The following is a 25,300-nucleotide window of genomic DNA, read 5'->3' on the forward strand; positions in this document are numbered from 1 at the left end:
CAAATTGAGTCTATCAGGTTGAGAATGCATCAATGACCATCGTAGACGATCCCTTACTGGCGCTGATTGTTCGTTTTGTGGTTAATAACGAAGAGATTGAGGGTGATGATGAAGCCTTCTGTCAGGATCAGATCCGTACTCTCAATCGCTACATTCAGGACCTCCCGGAAGATCAGCAAGAAGCGAAGGCGCTACAGTGGATTGAGCAGCACGCCGAACTTTATCGGCGTCAATGGCAGAAAAAAACAATTCATCGCCGAGCTTCAGACCGTCAGTGTCACGACTGTCCTTTAAATCTCAACGGGCAACATAATCATTGTTCTGTTCATCAGAAATGGCTCACTTTGCTGGGGCTTTATTCGTCGGATAAATTAACATCGGGGGAATATGTCGGTAATGCGTTAAAGTTGCTCAGACAGCATAAAGAAGAGCTGAAGGTCGTTACAGTCAAGAATCTGGAGCCTCTTAGAGTTTCCCAGAGAATCTAGTGGGCATTTCCAAAGCCAGAGACTCTGGGGATTTGTTTGAGTGCTTTTTAGCGATGAGATTGTTTTATCGTTTCACATGTTAGGGTTGGCATTATAAAATAATAAGTCATCTCTCCTTTTTGCTAGTTGTCAAATGACTGATTTTAAGTACCTTTCAGGCTATCCAGAGCAGACACTGGAGCAGGTTCAGGCTCTGATTAACTCTGGAAAACTGGTAGATCTATTGTTGCAGCGTTATCCCAGCACTCATGACTTGAAAGCTAACCGCTCGCTCTATGATTATGTTAATGGGGTTAAATCCGAATACCTGCGAAAGTCGGCCCCATTAAGCAAGGTTGTTTATGACGATAAAATTCACGTTATAAAAAATGCGTTGGGCACACATAGCTATGTTTCCAGAGTACAGGGAGCTAAACTAAAGTCTAAAAATGAGATTCGAATAGCCTCTGTTTTTAAAGAGGCGCCCTTAGAATTCTTACGAATGATTGTGGTGCATGAGCTTGCACACCTTAAGGAAAAATCTCATAACAAAGCCTTCTATAAGCTTTGTCAGTATATGGAACCGAGTTACCATCAGCTGGAATTTGATCTACGGTTGTACCTTACCTGCAAGGAGCTGATCGGTCCCATCTACTAGCTTAAGCAGAGCTGCAGAAGTTAATTTGTGATTGTCGGTGGATACAGGATACTGGCTAAAACGAATGAACATTGCCATCCTTATAGTGCTTATTCTCATGGATATCAGGGTGGTCGAGGCTAAGGAACCTATGAACAAAAAGAGTGTAAATCCCATGGATCTAAAGTTATATCTACTTCAAGGAAACTCCATAAAAACGAAACTGATTTCTGCTCTGGTACTGTTTGCCATCATAGCGACAACAGGTTGCGCCACCAACCCGGTTACCGGAAAACAGGAGCTTAGCCTTGTTTCTGAGCAGTGGGAAATTACAACCGGCCAACAACAATACCTGCCGATGCGACAGTCTCAGGGGGGGGATTATGTTGCCGATCCCAAAGTGGAAGCCTATGTAAAGGAAGTTGGCCAGCGTTTAGCAGCAGTGAGTGACCGTAAGCTGCCGTATGAATTTAATGTCCTTAACAATTCTGTACCTAATGCCTGGGCGTTACCGGGTGGAAAGATATCCATTAACCGGGGGCTGTTGACTGAACTTAAATCAGAAGCAGAACTGGCTGCGGTACTCGGTCATGAAATTGTCCACGCAGCAGCTAAGCACGGTGCTCAGGGTATGCAGCGGGGATTGCTGCTACAGGGGGCGGTCGTTGGAGCCAGTATTGCTACTCAAGGTGAAGAATATGCCAATCTTGCTCAAATGGGAGCAACTCTCGGGGCTCAATTGGTAAACACCAAATACGGTCGTGATGCTGAGCGGGAATCTGATCAGTACGGCATGCAATACATGTCTCGTGCGGGCTATTCTCCCCTGGGGGCTGTTGAGTTGCAAAGGACCTTTGTAAAAATGTCCGAAGGCAAGCAGCAAAGCTGGTTGGAAGGTATGTTGTCCAGTCACCCTGCTTCTCAGGAACGGGTCGAAAATAATATCAGGATGGCGGCTCAGCTGCCTGGAGGAGGGGAAGTAGGCAAAGCCCGATATCAGCAAGTGATGGCTCATCTGAACAAAACTGAGGCGGCTTACAGCGCTTATGATAAGGCTCAAAAAGCCCTTAATGAGGGAGATAAGAAAACAGCGCGCTCACTGGTAAAAAAAGCAATTTCCATTGAGCCGAAAGAGGGCCATTTCTACTCACTTCTGGGAGATATTGAATACGGTGAAAAACGCTATAAAAGTGCCCATCGAGAGTACGACAGGGCCATAAAACTGAATGAGGAGTTTTTCTACTACCATCTACGTAGAGGGCTGGTAAATCAGAAGCTTAACAATGATACCAGAGCCAAGATGGATCTGGAGCGCAGTACCCAGTTGTTGCCCACGGCCAGTGCGTACAATGCGTTGGGGAATCTGTCTCGTGACTCGGGGGATCTGGCAGCAGCCAAGGCCTATTTCGCCAAAGCGGCGCAGAATTCAGATCAGGCTGGAAAGCAAGCTTATGCCTCATTGGTTGAAATTGACCTGCCCGAAAACCCTGAGAATTACCTCAAACTCAGGAATATCAGTGACGGCTTGGGGCGTTGGTTGATTGAGATATCCAACCCTACACCGAAAGATGTCAGTTCTGTGATTGTCCAGATAGAATATCCCGATAAGCAAGGGCGTATGAGAAGTAGTAAACGACGTATTAGCGGTGTGTTAGCTGCGGGCTCAACGCAGCGCCTTAACACTCGAATTCTCATTAATCCCGCACTGGTTGATCGCTATGGCAGCTCCATTGCTGATGCCAAAATAGTTAATAATTAACAGCAGTCTGAATGACGGGCTATATATCCACAACGATACATCGCTAAAGCCAGGAGTCTGTTACGGTTATTGCCATAGCATTTGCTTAGCGCGACTGGTTTATGGCTCCTGGATCGGTGAATAAAAAATACACAGCCAGATCGCTTCTGGATCAGAACTGGTCCAGTCCACCCTGTGGCGGATATTTGCAGGGATATTGAGATAATCTCCGGCGTTAAGGTGCAGCTTTCTGGAAGGGGTCTCGAACTCCAGTCTGGCTTGCCCTTGAATTAACAACATCCATTCGTTCTGCTCTTGCTGATACCAGAAATCAGTAGCAGATGAATGGCCCTTTGAGACAATTCGTTCTAGTCGCAGTCCAGCCTGGTTTAAAAGAATGGAGATCAACTCATCAGGGAGCTGTTCCGGGATGTTCTCAAATAAGTTTTGAGTATCAATGGGAATCATTCTGTACAAAGCACTCTCGATAGATAAATTCGCTTAAATAATAGTAAAGCCTGCCGATAACAATAGTTACCCCAGCCTAAATTTTTTGTCGATGATGCGTGTTTCTATAGCTGTCCGCTTGAGTATCGGCACCGAGGTGTCTATCTATGATTATCAATCACAGTCAACTGGATTTGACTGCTTCTCATCAGCGTTCTGAATCCACACAGAGCCAGGAATCATTGCGGCTTTTTCGTGTCTCAGCAGATGGGCAAACTCAGCAATCTGTTAACATCGAACGCGATGAGGTCAGTTTATCGAAAAGAGCCTTAGAGTTGGCAGCTCGCATTGAACAAAATGATCCCGAACTAGACAGGGATGTACAACGAGCGTATGAAGAGCAGCTTGCCGCCCAAAAGGCTGAAGAAGAGTCTGTCGAGACTGAGGATCAAGAGGTAACCCAGGGTATCATCCCTATTTCTAAGAATTCTGTTGTTCAGGAAAGCCTGGGTCTTGATTCCCGATTGTCATTGATTAAGCAGATTATTGAGTTTGTCTCTGGTAAGAGCTTTTCATTTATTGACCCCGTTAATCTGCAAAGTTCCGGTATCGAATCTGCGGTCATGACCGAATCTGCGGAAACGGACGATTCTGTTGAGCCTTCAAACTCCTCTTCCAGTCAGCTTGGTTTGAGTTATCGGTATGTGGAAATGTACCGAGAAGAAGAACATACCAGCTTCTCTGCTGAAGGGCAGGTTAGTACGAGTGATGGCCGTACCATATCGATTGATCTTGAAGTGAATATGTCTCGCAGTTTTGTCCAGTACAGTCAGTTGCAGATTGATGCCGGGGCACGATTAAAAGACCCGTTAGTGATTAATTTTGATGGACCCGCCACTGAGTTGACAGAGAAGAAATACAGCTTCGACATTGATGCAGATGGTCTTGATGATCAGATTAGTTTTGTCAAAAGCCACAGTGGGTTTCTGGCCCTGGACCGTAATGACGATGGCTCTATCAATGATGGCAGCGAATTATTTGGTGCACTTAGTGGGCAGGGTTTTGCTGAACTGGCGGAGTTTGATCAGGATGGCAACGGATTTATTGATGAGGGCGATGAGATTTACGATCGGCTGCGGATCTGGGTTAAACAGGATGACGGTACCGATCAGCTGCTTGCTCTTGGTGACAAGAACATTGGTGCCATTTATCTGGGGTCGGCAGAGACATCCTTTGAGTTAAAAGACAGCAATAACGAGTTGCAGGGGATCGTTAGGTCTACAGGAGTGTTTTTGACAGAGGATGGTGGTCAGGGATCGGTTCAGCAGATTGATTTAGCGGTATAAATGGGTCTCGTTAATCAGCTGTTGCGGGTTTTTTACCCGGTAGATTGGAATTTCAGCCAATAACTCCCTTTTTTGACGGTGAATGTAGCCCGCAGCAACCCGTCCCAGATGATAGTATTCAGGGACTGTGCCGATAGAGACTCCCTGCCGGATATAGTCTTTGTGGGCTCCAATACCGATACTTTACCTTTTCTCAAGGCTTCGTCCATCGATACTGGACCTGCTGTCTTACCATAATTGTTATTCAGTACTGGGCGGATTATCAGGAAGCAGAAGCATTTATTTTTTCAACTATGCTGATTACACTGACGGCCCTGTTCAATGATAATAACCCGTCACCTGTGTGAACGAACTGAAGATACTGTTCGCTTGATCAATAAGGAGTACCAAATTGGCGCTAATTGAATCTAACATGATGCCATTGGGGACAGTTGCTCCCGATTTTGCCCTACCAGATCCAAAAACGGGAGATGTTCGTTCCCTCCAGTCCCTCAAGGGGGATAAAGGCACTTTGGTGATGTTTATCTGTAACCACTGTCCCTACGTCAAGCATATGGAAACAGCTCTGTCTGATTTCGGGCGACTTTATGAGGGAAGCGGCATTAACATTGTTGCGATCAGTGCTAACGATGCTGAAACTTATCCACAGGACGGGCCTGAACAAATGGCGTTGAAAGCCTATCCATTTCCTTATCTGTTTGATCAGACTCAGCAAGTCGCTCGGGACTACGGGGCGGAGTGCACGCCGGACTTTTTCTTGTTTGATGCTGATCTGAAGTGTGTTTATCGGGGCCAATTTGATAGTTCTCGCCCAGGAAATGGCCAGCCCGTCACTGGAGAAGACCTGAAAGCCGCCTTTGAAGCTTTGCTATCAGGAAATCCGATCAGTGATATGCAAATTCCCAGTATTGGTTGCAGTATTAAATGGCGATAAAGGTAAATGGAGAGGACCGTTTACAAACAAATGCCCCCGTCTGGGCGGGGGCTTATCGCTTATCTCTGGGAGGGTTTGTTAGGCTCCAATAATGCCTCCGTCTTCACGGGTAATCATCATCACTGAAGAGCGGGGCTTACTGTTACCTCCATCAGGGAAGTGTGAAGGCTTGGATTTCTCTCCTGGATGCTGTACACCTATAAACATGGTTCGATAATCAGGGCTGAAAGCTAACCCCGTTATTTCACAGGCGATAGGACCGGTCAGGAAGCGGCGCACTTCACCTGTATCAGGATCACTGCAAAGCATCTGATTATTGCCCATGCCGGCAAAGTCGTCCCTGTTGGAATACTTACCGTCGGTTTGAATCCAAAGGCGTCCTGCAGCATCGAAGCCTATTCCGTCAGGGCTGTTAAACATGTTATCGATGTTTATGTTGTCGCTCCCCGCGTTCAAGCCTTCACTGTGGACGCCTGGATTCCCGGCTATCAGATAAAGGTCCCAGTTGAAGGTGCTTGCTGTATGATCACCACCCGCGGGCATCCAGCGGACAATTTGCCCGTATTTGTTATTAGCCCTAGGGTTGGCAGCGTCAACTGGCTGGTTAGTCTTAACGCCACGGTTTTTATTGTTGGTAAGGGTGCAACATACGTGTTTACCGCCAGGATGAACCGCAACCCATTCCGGACGATCCATGGTGGTAGCGCCTACCTGGGTCGCTGCGCGGCGAATAAATGTCAGAACTTCTGCCTGATCTGCAAAGCCGTTCTCAGGGGTCAGTCCGTTTTTTCCGTGGCTTAGCTCAATCCATTGACCAGTACCTTTCATTTCGCCTTCGTTTGCACCGAATTTGGCGACGTACATTGTGCCTTCTGCCAGCAGCTCACGATTGCCCATCTTATTGTTGGGATTGAATTTATCTTTAGAAACAAACTTGTATAGATGCTCGCCGCGCTCATCATCTCCCAGGTAAACAACGACATGACCGTCGGCATTCACTGTTAAGGCTGCATTTTCATGCTTAAAGCGCCCCAGAGCTGTACGCTTCTTGGGAATGGAGCTGGGATCCATTGGATCAATTTCTACAACCCAACCAAATCGATTTGGCTCTGTTGGGTTCTTAGCCAGATCAAAACGCTCATCGAATTTGTGCCATTGATAGCGATCTTTGGCTTGGATACCATAGCGTTTTTGGTCTTTAGTTTGTGCTATTTCGCTACTGCTACCGAAATAGCCGTTGAAATTTTCTTCACAGGTGAGGTAAGTGCCCCATGGCGTTTCGCCGTTGGCACAGTTGTTAAAGGTTCCGAAAACAGTACGGCCACTGGGGTCTGCTTCTGTTTTCATCAATGGGTGGCCTGCAACGGGACCTGTCAGCTCCATTTCGGTGTTAGCGGTAATACGGCGGTTGTATATGGAGTCGGTGATGACCGACCAGCGACTGCCTTTTCTTTCTATTTCAAAAATAGAGACACCATGTGCTGCCTGAGCTTTTTTCACATCATCAGCTGTCAACATTTTTCCTTTGTGATCAAATAAATATTCGTAGTTGGTATATTCATTGTTGATCGCAAGAATGGCCCTGTTGTCAGATAATGGAAACAGGCTCATACCATCGTTATTGTCGCCGAACTGGAGGGCTTGGGAACTGGATGAAGAGGTCCCCGAAGGATCAAAAGCAGGAGCATTATCAAACAATGGATCTCCCCAGGATATGAGGGGTTCTGCCCGATAACCTTTGGGAACAGTTACGTTGTCTTCAGTGCTGGCAGGAATGGCTTCAAAGCCCATCAGCTGATTTTTTGACATCGCTGCAAAGGCATTGTTAACGGGGTTTGCTGCTAAGAATGCGCCTAGACCAAGAACACCTGAAGCGGCCATGAACTGACGTCGGCTCAAGGCTTTGTCGATCAACTGGCTGAATTCAGAAGTGGTATCGCTGGAGAGTCTATTATCTGCTGCATCGTCCATTGGCTTATTGGGCTCTTGTTGATGGTCAAAGCTGTTCATTGGTTTTCCCCCTATCTTGTTTGCTGCAGCCCTGATAAGGCTGTTCTGTCGCAATTGGATTTACAGACTGGTCTTTTATAAGCCTTAAGTCACTGGAAGTGCCTGGCAAAGCTGGTTGTTTGGCTTCTTATTTTTTTATTCTTTGGCCTTTGTTGTCAGCTTTTTGAGACTAAATTGAATCTGTGTCTGTTTGATGACGTAAAGATGTCAATGGGATGACAAGGCGATTATTTGAAAATAATGACATATATTATATTTTTCTTAATCTACACTGTTGACTTGCCATTAAGGATCAGGTTTTAATGGCTGGGTCCAATTGCGGACGCATAAACGCTTAACTGACAGGTATTTAGACCATGTGCACAACCTCCATGGCATATACAGCCCAAAAACATCTGCCCAATTCGATTTGGGATCGAGGTGTTCCTGTCTGCGTGTTAAGTGAATAACTAAGCCCACTAGCCGCGGATCTCTTCGCGGCTTCTAGCGTCCAGTTGTAAAACGCAATCCTCTCCGCGAATTGATCCCCGGCTTAATATCTGGAGATTAATGATGACTTTGTTAGGCCTTTTAGCTGCGACATATAGCCGTACCCGCCAAGCTGTTGCTGCGCGTTCCGCTTATCGGGATTTGCGTGAATTGGATCCTCGTTTGTTGCGGGATATCGGATTACGACTTGAGCAGGGGCGTGTTTTTCCGATGACTGGTGTCAATGAACTCGCTCCTGAAGATAGCTCATCCAAGCAAGCAAAAACAGCTCCGGCTGCCACTCTCGAACCTGTTTCTGAAAAGAAGCTGGCTTATAACGCTGAGCCTGAGGGAGTGGGGGGATAGCCAAGCCGCTGCCTAAGGATTAGGTAGCGGCTAAATAGTAAAGCCAGGATAATGCTGGTTGGCCGGGCAGAGTTGATGTTCTGCCCGGCGGGTGTTTCCTTTCTCTCTGCCATGATCACCTTTTTCCCCCTGGGTTAATCACCTTTTACCATAGTCGCTATTGCGTATTAAACGCTCTAAAGATTCATATCAATACGAACCTGGACCAGCTTTAGCCACATTTTCTCAACTATTTTCTGGTGAGCTTGGTAAAAGTGTTTACTAACCAGAAGGTATCCTCCTTTAACAACCAGAGGTGGAGCGATGGTGTTTATTTCGGCGTATTGGGGATTATTGCTAAGCGCTTGCTGTCCCGAATCACAGAGGGTCACGACTCCGGACACACGCTGATTATGAAGTAAAAAGAGTGCCTGATCCGTAGAATCCACTTCGTCGAAAGATATTTTGTGCTGAGTTAGCATGCTGGTAATGGAATAACCCCGGGGTACCGCCAGGTTGCTACGAAGATCTCCGATAAAAGCCTTTCCATTCCAGCTTAGATTGCTGTCCTGCCGAACAAACAGACAATAACCTGTCAGGGAAAATGCCCGCTTCAGATCGTCTCTGTTGTTTTTCTTGGGATAAACTCCAATTTCTTCCCGCTGAGCTTTATAGCTGGCGATGACTCCGCTGACAACGCCCTTTTCCAACAGCGCCAGACAACGTTTCCAGGGAGCACGCTGATAGTGGATATTGACTTCATCTACACGCTCATCCAGCTTTCTAACGGCCTCTATCGTTTTTCCGGGGTTCTCTTCGGGTATCTCGGAACCGTTTCCGCGGTAGTAAGGCAGCAGCTCCCGATCTTCATAACAGAAGTCGAAACGGATTGATTCGGCGGCGAGAGCCCAGGAACTGCCCAGCAGTAAAACAAATAGCGATATAAATCGGAGAAAGGTGCTCATTCCGAAACCCGATAGGAAAAACTGTTGATGTAATAAACCTAGTTTATCCTACCGGAATGTAAAGCTGATAGTTTTATTTGGTTTGTAAGATTTTGATATTCATTGGTTTTCTTTATTTTCTCAGTTGTTTGCTATTCCTGATTTTAAAGAATTGTACTGCTTTATTGACAGTTCGGACTCTGAACGAAGTCCAAATCTACGCATGACAAGCGCTGCGGGACAGAACCCGGTGAAAGCACTCTGGATCATATTCAATGCGATAAATAGCGTGAATCCCGCCCAGTATATATGGACCCACCAGGTCAGGATCAAGCTGATCAGAATCATACTACCGGCAAAAATAAGAATGGCACGTTCGATAGATATAGGCATTGTTTTTTCCTCATTGAGTTGAGCGAGAGTCACACAACAAGTGCAACGGGTCAGATAACGCAATCAATACTGGTAACGGACACGGACATAGCTGTTACTGGATTTTTCCATCTGTGCAAACGTTGTATGGGGGCTGTCGCCGCCAAAGATATTCAGTCCAGCTGTCAGCTGCCAGTGATCGTTGATTCGATAGTGAGCACTGGGTTTCAGAAAATAGTCCCGATCACTGGGGGAATAGAAGCTGAACCAATGCAGGATCAGTCGGTCCTGCAAGGTTCGATAACGCAAGCTAAACGTAAGTACTTGACGATATTCGTCGCTGTTGTAGAGGGAAGGCCGGGGTTGTTCCAGTTGCTCATAGTCTTGTAGCCATTCCAGATAGAATTGTCCGGCTGCAGTTAATCGGGCGGCAATTTCCTGTTCGTAGCCGAGTAACAAGCGAAATTGGTTAGTAGGTGTTCTGGCGGTGTTTCCTCCCGGTTCTTCTTTACTGTCGTACCAGGCCATTTCGACGTTACCGATACCTCTGCTGACAGGACCGCGAAGACTGGCTCCAACAACGTTCAGCCGAGGATGATAAGCGGTTCCAACCTGATCTAAGCCGGAGGGGGTTTTCCAGTAGCCACGATAACCGTAGATTGCTGCCTCAATCGTATCAAATGTCTTAAACAATCTGATCGCCAGCTCGCTGTTGTCTGGTTCATCGGCATCAAAGTGGGGCTCTGGTGCAACTTGCATGTTGGTATCTGGACTAAAGAACGAAAAACGTTCCCCTGTTATATAACGATCACTGGTAAATTCAGGCAGCCATACCAGATCCAGGTTGAATCGATGACTAAAATAACTGGCTTTCAACGCGATTGCCGGAGCCTTTAGATACTCGTCATCCCTACCTGCAAAGAAGCTTTGCCAGTCTTTAGGGAACAGGTCATTAACAAACAGATACTGACCTGTTCCCCAGGTTAACACCTGGGAACCCAGTTTGAGATCCCAGGCCGGGGATGGGGACCAGGCAAATTCGGCCTTACGCAGATCTAATTCAAACTCTTCAGTAACACTATCTGCAATTAAATCGGCCTTAGCGCTGAACTGCCAAACAATTGCAGAATGGGTCAGTTCGATCTGTTGTCGCAACTCGCCAAGGCTGTTACGGCTATCACCTATCAGTGGGTCCTCCTGCAATCGATATCCAAAGGCCAATTCGGTGTATCCTGACCACTTCCAGAATCTGGAGTCTTGGTTATCCCAACTGTCGTCAGTCCAGCCGTCATCCCAATCGGAATTGCTGTCTGATACTTCTATCTGCTTTTTATGTCCATAGTTGTTTTTGAGCGTGCCACTTTCATAGGATCTGGCTGAGGCGTAATCGATAGTGGCAACAGCGGCTATCATCAAAAGACTCAGGCTGATTTTGTATTTCTGGACAGCTGATACTTTCATTATTTATCTGGCATTATTTATCTGGTCATTACTGGGTTCGCGCATTATTTGATTAGCGTTCTGGACGTTTCAGGTATTGTCTTGGTGGTGTGCGAAGGCTGCGTTCGCCAAAAATATCCTTCGGTAATCCGAGGTTGTAGGCCGCGAAACGAAACTCCAACAGGGTATTGGCGTTGCTGTTCAGATCACTCATTCGCGAAGTCATGGCTGTTGGAAAGCCGTCAACAGTCTCCACTTTGAGTACTTCCAGGCGACGGTAAAGGCTATCCCCATGGTCATAGAAATCGACTTTTACAGGCAGATGACTGGCTTTGTTTATCCACACCTGATAGCGGCTGAATTCGACACCTTCCTGTTGTTTGGGAGTGGCTTCAATCAACCAATGTGCCTCTGTCTGCTCTACCAGGCTGAAGTTGTCCAGGTCGGGGTTACGGCCGGAAACATCTTCATAGAAGAAATGTGAACCCACAAAAGAGGTTCGTTTATCTCCAGCCGAAATACGCTTGACCAGATCTAATCCTGGCAGGTAGATCCACCGATCATCATCTGTGCTCAGATGCTTGGCTACGCGGAAAACCGTTCCCCTTACGTCGGCCGGGCGAGAGAAGAAAATCATCATATCCTGGTCGCCAGAGTTACTAATATTCCTTCGCAATAGTGTGAATTGGCGACGCTGCACACGACCCTGACTGTCGGTGATTGTCATTCGCGCATCGCTACGTCCATCATTTCCGGGGTAAAAAGATGCCAAATTAGCTTTGTTTACAATGGCTCTCGGGGTGGGCGTGGCTTGTGCGATAAGGGGATGACTTACCAGCAATACGAAGGAGATTAAAAGCAGGTACAGGGCGCTAAAACCCGGGGAGTTCAGGGTTAGCAAATTAGAGACTAATGGGGCTGTTTTTCTATCAGGCTTCCAATTACACATGTTTGCTTTAACCTCTTTGCTCAGAATTGGCTGAAGCTGGATTTCCTGGTGAGGGTTTTGACGGGAATGAGGATTGCACCAGAGGCTTTCTCAATACCTGCGCTAGTGCCGGAAATAGCAGAAGTGTGACCAGCGCTGATATGATCATTATGCTTGCGAGAAATACACCGACGGTAATATAGGGTACAAGGGGAGCCAGCAGCAGAGGGGTAAAACCTATCGAAATGACCAGAGCATTGCGGCTGATGGCTCTGGCGGGTTCTTGAAATAATGCGGAAACTGTTTTCTCCAGGCTTCCGGTTTTTTGATACAGAGCACGGGCCCGTTCGAGAAAGTGGATCGCAAAATCTACTGATAACCCTAATGTTAAAGCTGATAGAACGGCGATTGGCATATCGTAATCTTTTCCAGTCCAGCCGATCAGACCATAGATTAGCGTTATGGTGAAAGTGAGTGGCAACATTGCCAAAAGGCCGTAGATTAATGAGCGAAACAGCAGAGCCATCATTAGGAACACAATAATGAAGGCTGATAGCAGGCTGTGCAGCATGCCGCTCACCATGGCATCTTGCCATACCAGATTGATGAAGGTTTTGCCTGCCCAGTTCAGGTTCAGTCCTGATGGTAATGGGTTCGTCTCCAGGAAGCTGTCTACAAGATCAATGACCTGAGCCATATCTTGATTGTCTCCGCTACTAAGCTGTAACCAGATCAAACTGGAGCGATAATCAGGCGTTACAAAGTGCCACAGATCCGAAGGTCGATGTGAGCTTTGGAATTGTAATAGTGTTTGTGCGACACCGTTGGCTGTGTCAGGCAGTTTAAAATCGACAGCCTCACCGCTAAGCAGCTCTCGATTAACCGTTTTTATGATATCAACCAGACTGTTGCTCTTGCCTGTTATACCGCTTTCTTGCAGATAATCTTGCAGGTTGCTGATCCATTGCAGTACATCAAGTTGCAGAAAACGTTTTTGTTGCGCCTGCAGCTGTTCTAGCTGCTGTAGTAGACGGCTAAGTTCCGGCTGGGCTGAAGGAGGCATCTCAAACAGCGCATCATCGGCTATCGCAATGGCATCACTGATGGATGGTGCCTGTTCCAGTGCCTTTATCAGCTCGGTAGTATCGATATTAAGGCCTTCCAGCTTTGTTATTGCTGGTTCTACAAATTGTTTGGGATCTGTTTTATCAGGCTGTGAATCCAATACCAGGTATGCGTTGTAGGTCCCTGCGTAGTGTTTATTTAATTGCTGATCGGCAATCCGTATCTCATGATCTGCTTTGAACCAGTTGATCGGATTGTCATTGATCTGAATCTGTATCACTCCGACAGCGGCAATGCAGAGCAACAGTGAGAAGATCACAAGGATTGGTTTCGCGTGACGAGTAGATATGCCGCCCAGGGCTGCGATTACCCGATTAAACGGGCCACCGGAATGAGCTGTTGACCGGCTGTTGCAGGTATGTTGCAACGCCAGCAATGTGTCCGGTTTCATTCGAGAGATGTAGGCAGGTACCAGAAAAATTGTAATCAGAAATGCCAGCATGATTCCGAATCCGACAAAGGCGCCGAATATTTGTACGGGTGGGATTGGGGTTAATAACAGGGACAGAAAACCGACTGTAGACGTTATGGAGGTGAATAGCATTGGAACAAAAAGATGCTCAAGCACCTCCTTCACAGTCTGGCTTGCTTGTTTGCCTGCTTTATAGCGATCAGCAAATTCAGAAAGGATATGTACGGAATCAACAACGGCAATTGGCATTAGAAAGATGGCGATCATCGAAGACATGATATGCACCGTAAAACCCATACCGATCAGCAGCCCCATGGTGATGATTACTGTGGCCATTGCTACTAGCATTGGAGCAACAATGAGCTGTAGGTTGCGGAAAAACCACCACATGACCGCAAAAATCATTAAACCGGCCAAGGGAGCAGAAATGCCCATTTGGATAAACATCTCTACCCCAAATTGATCTTCTGCAATGGGTAGACCGGTAATATGATATTGATCTTCGCCGGGCAATCGAGCTATTTTCTGACGAATTTCTTCAGCAATACGATAGCTCTGATCTTTGTCGGTAATCGGTACGTAGATAGCGGCGGAGATACCGTCAGCGGACATCAGAGTATTATCAAGGAGGGGTAATCGTTTGATTGCTTCCCTCAGGTTTTGCGCTTCAGATATTGATTTCAAGGGCTGTTGCTGAAGCCATTCAAAACGGATACTGCCTGATTCTTCTTGTGTGATATTGTCGCTACGGCTAATGGCCATCAAATCCTGATCTATAACACCTTCAATGCTTAGAATGTCTTCAGTGAGTTGAAGTAATGCGTTTAAAGAGTCCGGTGTAGCGATTCCATTTTCGTTCAGCGCACCGACAACAATGGCGTCATGCATCGCAAATCGCTGTTTTACTCCGTTGTGGAACAGTCGAGCCTTGTTGTCTATCGGCAACATGTTCTCAGGGTCAGTATCGACCTGGATTGAAGGAATCATCGACGCCGTTGCGATCACCAATAGGAGTACAGCGCTGTATATTCGAAGAGGGGCGCGGATGGCCCAGCGTACGATCATAGAACTCATAAAAGAATTACCTAAATAAGTAATATCTAATACAATACAGGCTTGTTATCTGAACTTCAAGCAGTTGCTCTCTGCTGATTCCGACAGGACTCTAACTTTGATCATTATGAGTGGGCACAAAAAGCGATGTTCGCCTGGTATTATCGTTGAGATTAGTAAGGGTGTTTGTAAGCTTAAGTGAAGGGTTTGGATATATTCCAAGTAAGAGATTTGCTTGTCTTCAGGGGAGTATGGAGAGAGCTGTATAAGCATTCATGGCTTTAATATCCTGAAGGTCGACCGGGCGGCCTAGAACACTTTTATAGCGAATCAGGTTGGCCTGGCTCATCAAAGGTATTTCCAGTCCAAAGATGGTTTTATGTTGCGTGTCAGAAAAGTCTATTCTCAGTGTTTCCCATCTGCCATGGGTTGAGTTGAGTATTTTGGTGTTGTCAGCATTGCCAATTTCTACTTTACAGCCCTCGTACTTACACTGCAGGTATTCAAGGTCCCAGCCTTCTTCACAATAGTGGCCAGCGGGTTTGGATATTCGTTCCTTAACAGCCGTTGCCACTTCCTGGAATCGTTCTCCGGGCACAAAAAGGTCAATATCATTCAAGGGGCGTTTTGAACCATAGCCTATGGCAGCCAAACCACCACAAACCTGAAAAGGTATTTGCTTGCTTTCTAGTAAGTTAACGATCCATTCGAGTGCTTTTCGGTGCATCAGTAGTTTCTTTCCGATCAGGATTAATACAGCGGCTGCACTGTCATGATCTTGTTAGCTCAATAAAGCCCTGAATTTTGTTAATTTCCATTCTGGCAGCGTTTTTTGTTGAGAACTTAATGGTACCGTTAGGATAGCGAAGGGAGTTGCCTGAAAGAGCGACATCGCCCTCAGTTCGCATACTGGCTTTTCGGCTAAACAATACTTTGTTCCCTTCACTTTCAAAGGACAGTTGATTGTATCGTTCGCCAATGTTGGAGAGATCAATGTAATTGTCCCCGATATACACCGTACCGATGCTTACCGCAGTGCCATTGCTAACCAGCATACCTTCCCAGGGACCCTGAGCTGCATTGTCATTGTCCAGACAACCGTAAAGAAACAAGCTCAGTAGAAATATAGTGAAAGGGCGCATAAAGCCTCGCTCATAAGTAAGATGTAAAACGTGCGGTGATGGTAAAATCGGAAGTCCAAAAAATGATATACCTCAATGAACCTCATTGAAACACAATTGCAGAGTATAAGTAAGCGGGGTGCCAGGACAGGGTTTCAGCGAGCACCTCTAAAGGCAATTCTGCTTGATGGTGTTGAAACGGGCGCGGCAGACTTTAGCAGAAGTGTACCTATTTCCGGGAACATTACTTTTACCTTATGAGGGTTTAAGGCGGTTACGATATCTGTAATTAGTTGATTTAAGGGGTATATGCCCTTGAGTTGAAAAAAAGCTTCCGTAATACTGTTTTTTACAGAGGAAGACCAGTTGAGAGATAATTCCCCGTCATCGCTGTTAAGCTCCAGGTAGGCCGAATGCTGCTGGTCCTGGGGATTTCCATCACGATTGGCGACCATTGTGATATTGATTCTGAAGCGGGTTTTACTGAATTCAACCAGCTGAAATAAAAAACGAAGTTCCCATTGCTCGTGATCGTCTGCGACAATCCACTGATACTCAAGACGATCTTTTAGGGCACGTACGAGCGGGGAGGGGCGTAGTGACGAATTCGACTTCAAGGTGTCTATAACCCTGGCTTCTAAGTCATCGTTTTCCGTAACTTTGCTTTCCAAGTACCTGTTTTCCATAGCTCTGTTTTCCATAACAACGTCTCCAAATATCTTGCCAAAGAGGTCTTCTTCTCAGTTGAGGTGTTACGGGGGGGCTAACGAACTTTGGACACCGTAACCCCTAGGGTTGTTTGCCAAAGGACGTTTGCTGCGGCTTCAGGAATATGGCCAAAACCGTTAGATTCCAAGGCGAGATATTCGTTCTTTGGTAACGTACCGGTTGGTGCGATTTGAGTATAAAACTGATTAAAGTCCAGACCCTCTGAATAGGCGTCAATGACTTTTCTCTGCAGTGATTTCAATGGGGTATCCATACCACCCTCTACCTTTACATTAATTCTACTGCTCTATATCTGAGCTACTAGATTCGACTTTATCAGTCCTTTTTCTAGCTGTCTAGACCACTGATACGATTCATGATCTAAGTCATTTATTCATTTTTGCTCCATAAAAATCAATAAATGACTTCTGCTGCGGTATTTCGGTTCTGTTTGGGCCGGTTTTTCAGGTCGCTTTTTACAGCTTAAAATCGATTTATTGTTTTGGCTGGTGGGCAACAAGCTTAACTGCCGAGGATTCAATACGCTTTGTAATCGCAGTCATTTCCACAATGGGAGCATAAGGAATATTCTCATCGGGAAAAGCTGCCCGTACTTTATCGGTCAGACCTTTGGAGAATGCTTTGAACAGTAATCGAACTTTGACATCCAGCGGGTAGATCAAATTATCGGGTAAGAGATAACGTTCGTCTCGGCTGCCATCTGCCGGGATACGGGTGTCTTTGAGCATCTTTTCGTAACGCCAAAAACTCAATCCCACTTTATTACCGTGTCGATCACCACTGACCTTATGGAATTTCCGAGCGTTTTTGGGCACCCGGTTATCTGGGTCAAGGTGCCCACTGGTAAAAACGGTCTGCTGATTTTTGTCGGTTACCGTAACTTCCAGCCATAGTTGACGCCGTGCGCCTCCGGGAAGTTTATGACCGCCATTTACGTTACTGACGGTGACAACCAGCTGATTATTTTCAATCTTAGTCTCCAGTTTGGCCGCCGACTTCAGTAAGGCTTCACTGAGCCCCTTATGTTCTTCACTGCGCAAGCCTACTAGAGAATTGTTTGCTCCGACAAAATGGTGCGTACGTACATTTTCCTTTATGGACCCACCGGTTGTTGAACGTCCGGGGATAGGGTCGCCGATGCGTTCAATGTCCGCATGCATATGGCAGTCAATACAGCTCTTATGCTGCTCGGGGTTTTGGGGATTGTTAAATGATGATGCGAGCCATTCACCATAGTTGTCATTGACTTCAGCTCCAGGGCCAGAAGTAAACTCGTTATGACAGGTCGCACAATAGAGAGAATCCTGGTAGAGCTCCGGATTGCTATAAGTAGCTTTGTGAGCTGCTGGCTTGGCATTGATCATTCGATTTGCCAGCCATTCCGTGAGCATATTGTTGCTACCTTCGAACAGATAGTCAGACCTTGTTTCAATGTTTACCGTTAAATCGGCGTTACCGCCAGCGTTCTCAGCATTGACGATACGGTGGCAAAAAAGGCACCCGGTTCCTGCTTCAACAACGGGGCGTCCTTGTGACAATGCTGTTTTTAAGCTTGCTCCGTCTTTTTCATGCATATTGGCCATGGCAGACTGGGGCATTGCTTCACCGCTCAGAAGGGCCTGGGGCATATGGCAACCCCTGCAAAGATTACGGAACTCTTCTCCTTCCTGCTGCGCGGCATAGTTTTCCTGAAAGCGGTAGTAGGGGTGGTCCATCAGCGTTCCATGGTTTGAATTTGCCCATTGATCGAAGATAGCTGGATGGCATTCTGCACAGGATGCAGAGTTAAGCCATTCTGATTTATGGGCTGTTTTGCCATTACCTTCCAATCTTAACCAGGTTGAAAGAAAGGGGAGGTTTTCAGCAGCGGTAATGTAGCTCATTAGAGCTTGCATCCGCTCCTGAAGTGGAAGCGACAACAGTTGGGGATTAATGGGGTCAAGTTCCTGGTTGCCATCATCGGCTCCCATGCCTCCCTGAGTTTTCTGAATAACATCGGCCAGTGCGCTTTCAGGGGCTCCGGCAAACATTTTGATAATATCTCTGTGACCAGTTACGGCGTCTTCGAACTTATTTTTCCCTGTGCGGCCATCAGCCATAAGGAAACGATTGGTGAAGTTAAATCCATCCAGATGGCAGCTGTTACAGCTCATCCAGAAATCTCCGGCCATGGGGCCGTCAGCAAACTTATCGCTGTTGCCGTTGTTAAACAGTTGAACCCCCAGACGTTGCTGCGGGCTCAGAGGGTCGTTCTTAACCGTCTTATAAAAGGGGTGGTTTTTTACTGTTGCGCGGGCAAAGGTGCTGTTTCCACCGTTATCAATTTTGGTGATATCCTGACTGACAGCATTCTGAACATAGATGTCGTCGTTGATGACAACCAGCCCCTTGGGATTATCTCCGGGAAGGTGGCGGAGGATTTGAGTAACCTGAGCCCCTCCTTTGGATTTTTTACCCTTTCGTCGTTTGCTACGTTTCTTTTTGTCGCCGCTGGATCGACGTGAGAGGTCAACCACCATCAGGTCTTCGCTACCAGCAAGAGTAACGTACAGGCGCTTGCCGTTGGCAGAGAATTCCGCATCGTGAGGGTTACTGACAATGCGGGTATGATTAGCATTATCGACAATATTTATCTGACGGAATAATTCTTTGCGCAGGTCTGTTTTTTCTGCCTCTGCTCCGGGGGTCAGATCAACAACTGAGACTGCAGGAAAAATTGTTGATTGAAACTGGAACGGATGGTCCAGATTCCATAGCAAGTGAGGTAGCCAGGCTTCTGAACCATCCGGGCTAATTGCAATATCGTCCAGCAGGCGAGGGACTCCCTGAGAGGAAAATTCATCCTCTTTCTGGGTGGATTTCAGTTCGATAGTTCGAGTCAGCCGGGGGGGAGTGGCGCTGATATCGTAAATCGACAGTTCACCGGTCAGAGCATGGGTTACCAACAACCTGTTGTCATCGGTCAAGGCGAGGCCGCGAGGGGTCTCTGCTGTTTGCAGCTGGTGTTGGATCTTGCCCTTATGATCAAAGCCTATTAACTGTCCGTCCTCGAAGATGGTGGCCCAAAAGAGAGAGTGTTTACCATCGTAGGCGATCGCGAAGGGACGACGACCTGTTGCCACCTGTGCACGGATTTCAAGGGTTTGTGCATCCAGTAAAAAGATTGTTTTTGACAGGTAATCAGAGGCGGCGAGTACTTTTCCATCATCACTCACTGCCAGACGGCGGATATCTTTTCCGAGTTGGACTTCAATCTGATCCTCTATCTCGGAGAGGTTGGTGCGCGTCAGGCTACCGGCATCAAAGTTGGCGGTGTAGAGAACATTACCATCACTAGAAGCCTGGATTGATCCGCTGCTGGTTGCAGCAAGACTGCTTTGGTTTACCCACAAAGAGAGAATCAGCAGGGCCAGCAGACTAAAGAAAATGGGAATTCGGGTAATGATCATTGGCAATACATCAGCGATTAAGAAACAGGCGGCAGAGGAGTCTGTAAGGAAGGCCGTATAAAGGGCGTAATACAGACCAGCGGGCAGCATGGCGCATTAATAAGAGCCCGAGGGGAAGAGCGGTAATCAAGTGTGTATAGTGGTTAACCCAACCGATAAATTCCCCGCGATTACCAACCAGTAGCAGAAAGAAACCACTGACTGTGCTGAGCAGTAACAGTAGATCGAGTAACTGACCGGTAACTTTCAGTAGAGGTTTATTGCTATTGCGGAGAAGGCGTCGATGGCTGAACCAGAATGGCACAACATACACCGGGAACAGAATCAGGCCCGAAAAACAGTGAAGAAACAGTAAAACCCGAGCGGCAAACCAAGGTAGATCAAAACCGCTCCACAGTGGTAAACCACTGGCTAACAGAACGTACAGACAGACTTCTGCTGCACGGTTTCTATAAGCGAGTTGGCGCCAGTAGTTACCGAGAGATTGTGGTAGCGCATTAAGTGAACTGACTGACATAGTTTACAGGTGTGTGCACAGGCAACAGTATAATAAGAATGGTTATTATTTATATTTGCAATACAAAAGTCCAGAACAAACTCGGATGACTATTGGTCGTCGCTAGACATAGATCAAAAATCTGAGTAATTGAGCGTAGTTTCAGATAATAAGTACTGTACTTATCATCTTAAACCCAGCGAGGTGATCGGGGGAAAGGTGAGTAGATATCCAAAATGAAATCCTTGTGAGCCCCGGTGTATATGTAAAAGTGTTTTTGATTCAGTGATTATCAATATGTCAGTTGTTCAACATTGAATTTTTTATATGGGTAAGCGAGCCGCTTTAGATTTGATATGAATAAACTGAAGGTTGGCAGCTATGGGATTTTTTGATCATATAGCGCGGAACAAAGCAGAGCGTTCATTGTTCTCAAGCGACGACTGATTTCCCGGGCGATATTCATAATAATCAGGATAAACAGTTGTTGATGGCTTTCATAAAGCTGTTGCAAATCAAAATGAGAGAGTGACCGCACGGTCACTTTTTCCAGGGCTCTGATTGATGCAGAGCGATTTTGTATATCAATCAGAGTCATTTCTCCAATACTTTCGCCCTGTTTCCTGACTGCCAGGCAGGTAAGCTCTCCGTTGGCAGACTCGCTGAGTATTTCTACTGAACCAGACAGGATCAGGAACAACCGGTCTCCCGGATCTCCCTGGTGGCAAAGATACTCACCGGTAGCAAAGTGCTCTGTTTTCAGCAATGATTCAATGACTGGCAGTTCATCGTCGCTTACACCACCAAACAGTGCATAAGACTGCAGAGGTTGATAGCGAGGGGATTGAGCTTCTTTTGTCACTGGTTTTCGCCCCTGTAAGACCGATACCTATAAGTATGCATCTGATCGGGTGATTTTTCAGCGGATTAGAAGGTCAGCGCAGCAATACAGCCGCAAAGAGTCATTACAAATAAAAACCACTTTAGGGTCTGTTGTTTTGCTACAAGGGCGAATTTGACTGCTAACCGGGCTCCAATAATTGTTCCGCTTGCCAGTATTAATCCTGGCAGCCACAAGACTTGATCACGTACGACAAAGACCATTAGCGCCACCACCGTAAATGCCAGAGAGCAGACAAGCTTCAGTGCATTGGCTCTTACAAGGTCGTATCGCAGAGTGCCGGCTAACGCTCCTAAAAGAATAAAACCAACCCCGGCTTGTACAAACCCTCCATAGAAGCCAGCGATGCCAAGCCACCACCAGGATGAGGGACGTTCGGCCACTCTGTAAGAGGGTGTTCCAGCGGGAGGGCAAACAACAGAAGGGCGAACCAGGATGATTAGGGCCATGGTGAGCATGCTACCCAACAACAGCGGCTTTAATACCCAGCTTGGAGCAAAAGAGGCTGCAACAGCACCCGCTAAGCCTCCAACCAGAGTCGGCAGAAGAATGGGGCCTATATCTTCGCTCGGCAGTTTGTCGTTTGCCCTGAATCCCAGTGCTCCAGCTACTGACTGCAAAGCTACGCCAACCCGGTTGGTTGCATTGGCTATTTCTGGTGACATTCCTAGCGTCATCAATACGGGGAGGGTCAGATTTGAACCGCCTCCTGCCAAGGTATTGATGCCTCCAGCAATCAGACCAACGAAAACCAGAAGAATAGCACTGAAAAAGGATATCTCCATAGACTCGATTTCTCTATCTTTCTGTCCTGTGGTGGAACGAAAGGCTGCTGAGTTTAACGGTGTTCTGGAGAAATGAGTAATTATATGCGGTACATCAGGGGCGAATCCGCAGAATGCGTCCACTGTCGGTTGAAAAGTAAATCCAACCTTCGGGGCTTTCTGCTAATGCTCTAATACGCTCTTTCAGGGATGTCAGCAGGCGCTCTTCGGCTATTGCTTTCCCCGAGTCATCCACGACAACTCGATTGATGTGCTGGAGTTTTAAAGCGCCCGCCAGCAAGTTTCCTTTCCAGTCAGGAAAGGCTTTGCCTGAATAAAGAATCAGGCTGCTTGGGGCGATGGAAGGTATGTAGACCTTAATTGGTTGTTCCATTCCTTCTTTTTCAGTGCTTTCCCCGACAGCTATGGGTCCCCAGTACTCTTTTCCATAGGAAATAACTGGCCAACCATAGTTGTTGCCCGGTTCTATCAGGTTTATCTCATCTCCTCCCCGTGGACCGTGCTCAATTGACCAAAGCCGTTGCTTCTGTCTATCGTAGGCGATGCCCTGAGGGTTACGATGACCGTAGCTCCATATTTCCGGTAGGCTGTTGCTCTGGCCGATAAAAGGATTATCCGTCGCTACGCTACCATCAAGGTTAACTCTGAGTACTGAACCGGCATGGGTACTGAGATCCTGTCCGTTGGCTCGTTTTCCTCGATCCCCAATGGTAAAAAACAGATGCCCCTGGCCATCGAAGGTAATTCGGCTGCCAAAGTGTCGTCCAGCAGAGCTGGCTGAACTGGAAATGACTATATCCTGCCAGTTGTTTAATCTGTCTCCTGATAAATGAGATCGCGCAAGGGTCGTGACACCCTGACCCTGAATATTTTTAGTGTAGGTAAAATAGATCCAACCACCGGGTCTGTAGTCCGGTGGAATGGCCACATCCATCAGCCCTCCCTGGCCATTCGCAAGTACTTTGGGATTACCCTGTATGGGGGTGAGCAATCCGGTCTCAGGGTTCAGCAATTTAATACTTCCATTACGCTCTGTAATGAGTATTTTCTCAGCGCTTAAGAAGGCCATTCCCCAGGGGACGCCGAGATTGTTGGCGATTTCCTCTACTACAAAGTCAGTTGCCCCGGTCCTGTGCGGAACGATAGTAGCCGCTATGGATGTTGAAATAAAAACCGTAGTAAACGCCCAAAGCAGGGCTGAATTCAGTCGCACTATGAAGTCCTTTTTGCGTCTGTGACAAGTGAGTCGGTGAGGGAGCTACCCCTGATATTATGTTTAGACTAGGTGCCTCCCGCATCATATTCGGCAGCTTCCATCAAGTGCGCGACTTCATCCTGTTCGTATTCTTCTCTGGCTTTACGAATATTATTTCTAACTTTATCAGGCAGGCTCGACAGCGCCTCTTTTAGCGCAATAGTCAGCAGGTCTCCAGCTACACAGTTTGAATCTCGCTTGTAGACTGCCGACAGGGCTTTTAACTCGTGAAATAACTCTGTGGGGATAGGAGCATGTACCTGATGTACAGATGAGCTAACCATATCGCAGCTGTAATCACCTGTTCCATCGCTTGCCAGTAGCTCACTGATATACTGTGAAATTTGATTACTCATGTTGCCTCCTAGGATGTCTGCCATTTCCTCAATGAAGGAAAGGGCAATTATCTAACTGAGGATTCGCTTCGACCTTAAGTCTAACGGTCCTGTGGACAGTATTAGTTATAGGAGCTAACAGAGAGACTGTAAAGATATTGCAGAACAGGTTTTTCTGGAAGCGGCAGGGTTGTCAATTTTACGTGCTTGCTTTAGTGGAACGATGAGGAGCCTAGCGGGTTTCGAAGGGGTTTTGAGCTCGAAAGGTGCCAATGGCCATAGCAAATGAAAGTAAGATAATAGAATTAAGAAAAACCGGGAGAATAAGAAAGCCGTAGCCAAGGGCATGTACGTTGGCTCCGCCGATTACGGCCGTAATTGCTGTTGCGCCGCCGGGAGGGTGTATGCAACGACACCAGTGCATGAAAAGCATTGCCAGGGGGATTGCCAGAGATGAAGCCAATAATTCGCTACTGATAAACAGGTAACAGCTGACCCCGACAGCGGCAGATATCAAATGTCCTCCTATCAGGTTCCAAGGTTGGGATACGCTGGCGTGAGGCATTCCAAATATGAGCATTGCAGAAGCACCGGTGGAAGCCAGGATCATCGGCAGCCCTTCTTCAGTCAGAATGGAAAGACTGAAAAAGGAAGCAATCAAAGTGCTGATAAATGCACCGATTATTGAGAAAGTCAGCTCTTTGGAACCCATTGTGGTCATAGAACCTCCTTCGTCGGTAGGGGAACAACTCAAAATAAGAACTAAACATAAAACCTGGTTAGGTTAGTGGTACAAGAAATAGGTTAGCAGCAAAACACAGTGGGATGAAGGGTGGTTCAGGCCTCCAGAGCTAACAGGAAGGGGGCAAAAGGAGACCTAAACCAAAAGAGGTAAATTCTACAACCGTGCTGAAATTCTTAACTAAGTCACGTGCGATAGATGATTGTCTATCCAGGTCAGGTTCACAACAAGCTGATATCCGTTAGAGATCTGGTCGCGACTGTTTATTACACAAATGTCGTTACATAAATGTTAATACGCAGCTGTTGTTACCGGAGCATTTTTCAGAATTTACCGATATCAGCCACTCACCATCAACGAATCTTTCAACGGATCTATCTGGGGGTATCAATGTGTAATGTATTACCGTCTCGATCAAAGGCCAGAAAACGTGCAACCCCTCCTTGCTGTATTGATTCGACCATCATGGCCATAGGCTGCTGCGCTTCTTCGGTCGTTGGCATGACACCGTTCCGTCCGGCCTGGCAGGCAGCAAAAATCACATCCCATTCCTGGCCTGTTTTCTTTGATTCCTCTATCAGGGATGAGAAGTCACTGAGCTCATTCAATGACTTGTCTACGCACATTACCGGAGTTAAGGCACCACCCTGTCCTTCCTTAAATCGTGCGATTTCCTCTTCGTCAGCATCCTCTGGAAGTTCCGCTTTGGTAAACACGAAGAGTATTCGCTGGGGTTCAGCCTGTTGTCCCGCGGCTTCCAGCAGTTTCTCATAGTTGGAAATATTAATGCTCATAATGCTGTTCTTCCTGATTCTTTGCTA

General features: G+C 46.8%; 25 protein-coding genes. 6 read left to right on the forward strand and 19 right to left on the reverse strand.

Annotated elements, in window-relative coordinates:
• Window positions 1–32: 32 nt before the first annotated feature.
• From BGP75_RS04065 to BGP75_RS04075, 3 genes are all read left to right on the forward strand, one after another.
• The gene (locus BGP75_RS04065; RefSeq protein ID WP_076715433.1) at window positions 33–488 is read left to right on the forward strand and encodes a hypothetical protein; all 456 of its coding nucleotides are present in this window, start codon (window positions 33–35) and stop codon (window positions 486–488) included.
• A 133-nt stretch (window positions 489–621) separates the two neighbouring features.
• Complete coding sequence (locus tag BGP75_RS04070) at window positions 622–1,125, forward strand: YgjP-like metallopeptidase domain-containing protein (protein ID WP_076715436.1); 504 nt, start codon at window positions 622–624, stop codon at window positions 1,123–1,125.
• 130 nt (window positions 1,126–1,255) lie between these two features.
• The gene (locus BGP75_RS04075) at window positions 1,256–2,863 is read left to right on the forward strand and encodes a M48 family metalloprotease (protein WP_076715752.1); all 1,608 of its coding nucleotides are present in this window, start codon (window positions 1,256–1,258) and stop codon (window positions 2,861–2,863) included.
• Window positions 2,864–2,962: 99 nt separating this feature from the next.
• Here the strand turns inward: BGP75_RS04075 and BGP75_RS04080 are convergent, their stop codons facing one another.
• The gene (locus tag BGP75_RS04080) at window positions 2,963–3,310 is read right to left on the reverse strand and encodes a cupin domain-containing protein (RefSeq protein WP_076715439.1); all 348 of its coding nucleotides are present in this window, start codon (window positions 3,308–3,310) and stop codon (window positions 2,963–2,965) included.
• A gap of 146 nt (window positions 3,311–3,456) precedes the next feature.
• Here BGP75_RS04080 and BGP75_RS04085 point away from each other — a divergent pair, with 146 nt between their 5' ends.
• Together BGP75_RS04085 and BGP75_RS04090 are read left to right on the forward strand one after the other, a co-directional pair.
• Entirely contained in the window at window positions 3,457–4,635 is a 1,179-nt protein-coding gene (locus BGP75_RS04085; protein ID WP_076715442.1) for a hypothetical protein, read from the forward strand.
• A gap of 391 nt (window positions 4,636–5,026) precedes the next feature.
• Window positions 5,027–5,569: a thioredoxin family protein gene (locus BGP75_RS04090; RefSeq protein WP_076715445.1), complete on the forward strand. Its 543-nt coding sequence runs from the start codon at window positions 5,027–5,029 to the stop codon at window positions 5,567–5,569.
• Between the two features lie 78 nt (window positions 5,570–5,647).
• On the opposite strand, the gene BGP75_RS04095 is transcribed toward BGP75_RS04090, so the two are convergent.
• Window positions 5,648–7,579 carry a PhoX family phosphatase gene (locus BGP75_RS04095; protein WP_143820971.1) on the reverse strand — a complete coding sequence of 644 codons (1,932 nt, stop codon included), beginning with the start codon at window positions 7,577–7,579 and terminating at the stop codon, window positions 5,648–5,650.
• A gap of 549 nt (window positions 7,580–8,128) precedes the next feature.
• On the opposite strand from BGP75_RS04095, the gene BGP75_RS04100 reads away from it, so the two are divergent.
• Window positions 8,129–8,413 (forward strand): DUF1127 domain-containing protein, encoded by a 285-nt coding sequence (locus BGP75_RS04100; RefSeq protein ID WP_143820972.1) that lies wholly within the window; start codon window positions 8,129–8,131, stop codon window positions 8,411–8,413.
• A gap of 176 nt (window positions 8,414–8,589) precedes the next feature.
• On the opposite strand, the gene BGP75_RS04105 is transcribed toward BGP75_RS04100, so the two are convergent.
• The 17 genes from BGP75_RS04105 to BGP75_RS04185 all read right to left on the reverse strand — a co-directional run bounded on the left by BGP75_RS04105 (window position 8,590) and on the right by BGP75_RS04185 (window position 25,273).
• Complete coding sequence (locus BGP75_RS04105) at window positions 8,590–9,357, reverse strand: hypothetical protein (protein WP_076715451.1); 768 nt, start codon at window positions 9,355–9,357, stop codon at window positions 8,590–8,592.
• 120 nt (window positions 9,358–9,477) lie between these two features.
• Window positions 9,478–9,729 (reverse strand): DUF2892 domain-containing protein, encoded by a 252-nt coding sequence (locus tag BGP75_RS04110; protein WP_198939263.1) that lies wholly within the window; start codon window positions 9,727–9,729, stop codon window positions 9,478–9,480.
• A gap of 63 nt (window positions 9,730–9,792) precedes the next feature.
• Window positions 9,793–11,169: a hypothetical protein gene (locus BGP75_RS04115; RefSeq protein WP_083704608.1), complete on the reverse strand. Its 1,377-nt coding sequence runs from the start codon at window positions 11,167–11,169 to the stop codon at window positions 9,793–9,795.
• 52 nt (window positions 11,170–11,221) lie between these two features.
• On the reverse strand, window positions 11,222–12,097 hold the full coding sequence (locus BGP75_RS04120) for an outer membrane lipoprotein-sorting protein (RefSeq protein ID WP_083704609.1): 876 nt from the start codon (window positions 12,095–12,097) through the stop codon (window positions 11,222–11,224).
• Window positions 12,098–12,104: 7 nt separating this feature from the next.
• Entirely contained in the window at window positions 12,105–14,687 is a 2,583-nt protein-coding gene (locus BGP75_RS04125; RefSeq protein ID WP_076715454.1) for an RND family transporter, read from the reverse strand.
• A 220-nt stretch (window positions 14,688–14,907) separates the two neighbouring features.
• Window positions 14,908–15,393 carry a hypothetical protein gene (locus BGP75_RS04130; RefSeq protein ID WP_076715456.1) on the reverse strand — a complete coding sequence of 162 codons (486 nt, stop codon included), beginning with the start codon at window positions 15,391–15,393 and terminating at the stop codon, window positions 14,908–14,910.
• A 43-nt stretch (window positions 15,394–15,436) separates the two neighbouring features.
• Window positions 15,437–15,808: a hypothetical protein gene (locus BGP75_RS04135; protein WP_076715459.1), complete on the reverse strand. Its 372-nt coding sequence runs from the start codon at window positions 15,806–15,808 to the stop codon at window positions 15,437–15,439.
• 134 nt (window positions 15,809–15,942) lie between these two features.
• Window positions 15,943–16,488 carry a hypothetical protein gene (locus BGP75_RS04140; protein WP_076715461.1) on the reverse strand — a complete coding sequence of 182 codons (546 nt, stop codon included), beginning with the start codon at window positions 16,486–16,488 and terminating at the stop codon, window positions 15,943–15,945.
• Window positions 16,489–16,550: 62 nt separating this feature from the next.
• Window positions 16,551–16,769, reverse strand: a complete 219-nt coding sequence (locus BGP75_RS04145; protein WP_076715464.1) for a hypothetical protein — start codon at window positions 16,767–16,769, stop codon at window positions 16,551–16,553.
• Between the two features lie 220 nt (window positions 16,770–16,989).
• Window positions 16,990–19,965: a cytochrome D1 domain-containing protein gene (locus BGP75_RS04150; RefSeq protein WP_076715467.1), complete on the reverse strand. Its 2,976-nt coding sequence runs from the start codon at window positions 19,963–19,965 to the stop codon at window positions 16,990–16,992.
• A gap of 10 nt (window positions 19,966–19,975) precedes the next feature.
• On the reverse strand, window positions 19,976–20,482 hold the full coding sequence (locus BGP75_RS04155) for a hypothetical protein (RefSeq protein ID WP_076715470.1): 507 nt from the start codon (window positions 20,480–20,482) through the stop codon (window positions 19,976–19,978).
• A gap of 358 nt (window positions 20,483–20,840) precedes the next feature.
• On the reverse strand, window positions 20,841–21,323 hold the full coding sequence (locus BGP75_RS04160) for a cyclic nucleotide-binding domain-containing protein (RefSeq protein ID WP_076715473.1): 483 nt from the start codon (window positions 21,321–21,323) through the stop codon (window positions 20,841–20,843).
• A gap of 65 nt (window positions 21,324–21,388) precedes the next feature.
• Window positions 21,389–22,147, reverse strand: a complete 759-nt coding sequence (locus BGP75_RS04165) for a sulfite exporter TauE/SafE family protein (RefSeq protein ID WP_076715476.1) — start codon at window positions 22,145–22,147, stop codon at window positions 21,389–21,391.
• Between the two features lie 94 nt (window positions 22,148–22,241).
• Window positions 22,242–23,360 (reverse strand): PQQ-dependent sugar dehydrogenase, encoded by a 1,119-nt coding sequence (locus BGP75_RS04170; protein ID WP_198939264.1) that lies wholly within the window; start codon window positions 23,358–23,360, stop codon window positions 22,242–22,244.
• A 68-nt stretch (window positions 23,361–23,428) separates the two neighbouring features.
• Window positions 23,429–23,758 (reverse strand): hypothetical protein, encoded by a 330-nt coding sequence (locus BGP75_RS04175; RefSeq protein ID WP_076715479.1) that lies wholly within the window; start codon window positions 23,756–23,758, stop codon window positions 23,429–23,431.
• A 211-nt stretch (window positions 23,759–23,969) separates the two neighbouring features.
• The gene (locus BGP75_RS04180; RefSeq protein ID WP_076715482.1) at window positions 23,970–24,458 is read right to left on the reverse strand and encodes an HPP family protein; all 489 of its coding nucleotides are present in this window, start codon (window positions 24,456–24,458) and stop codon (window positions 23,970–23,972) included.
• 395 nt (window positions 24,459–24,853) lie between these two features.
• Window positions 24,854–25,273, reverse strand: a complete 420-nt coding sequence (locus BGP75_RS04185) for a ribonucleotide reductase subunit alpha (protein WP_076715485.1) — start codon at window positions 25,271–25,273, stop codon at window positions 24,854–24,856.
• Window positions 25,274–25,300: the final 27 nt, after the last annotated feature.

Origin of the sequence: Motiliproteus sp. MSK22-1 (assembly GCF_001968815.1) — a bacterium.
In the GTDB taxonomy this organism is placed as follows: Bacteria; Pseudomonadota; Gammaproteobacteria; order Pseudomonadales; family Balneatricaceae; genus Motiliproteus.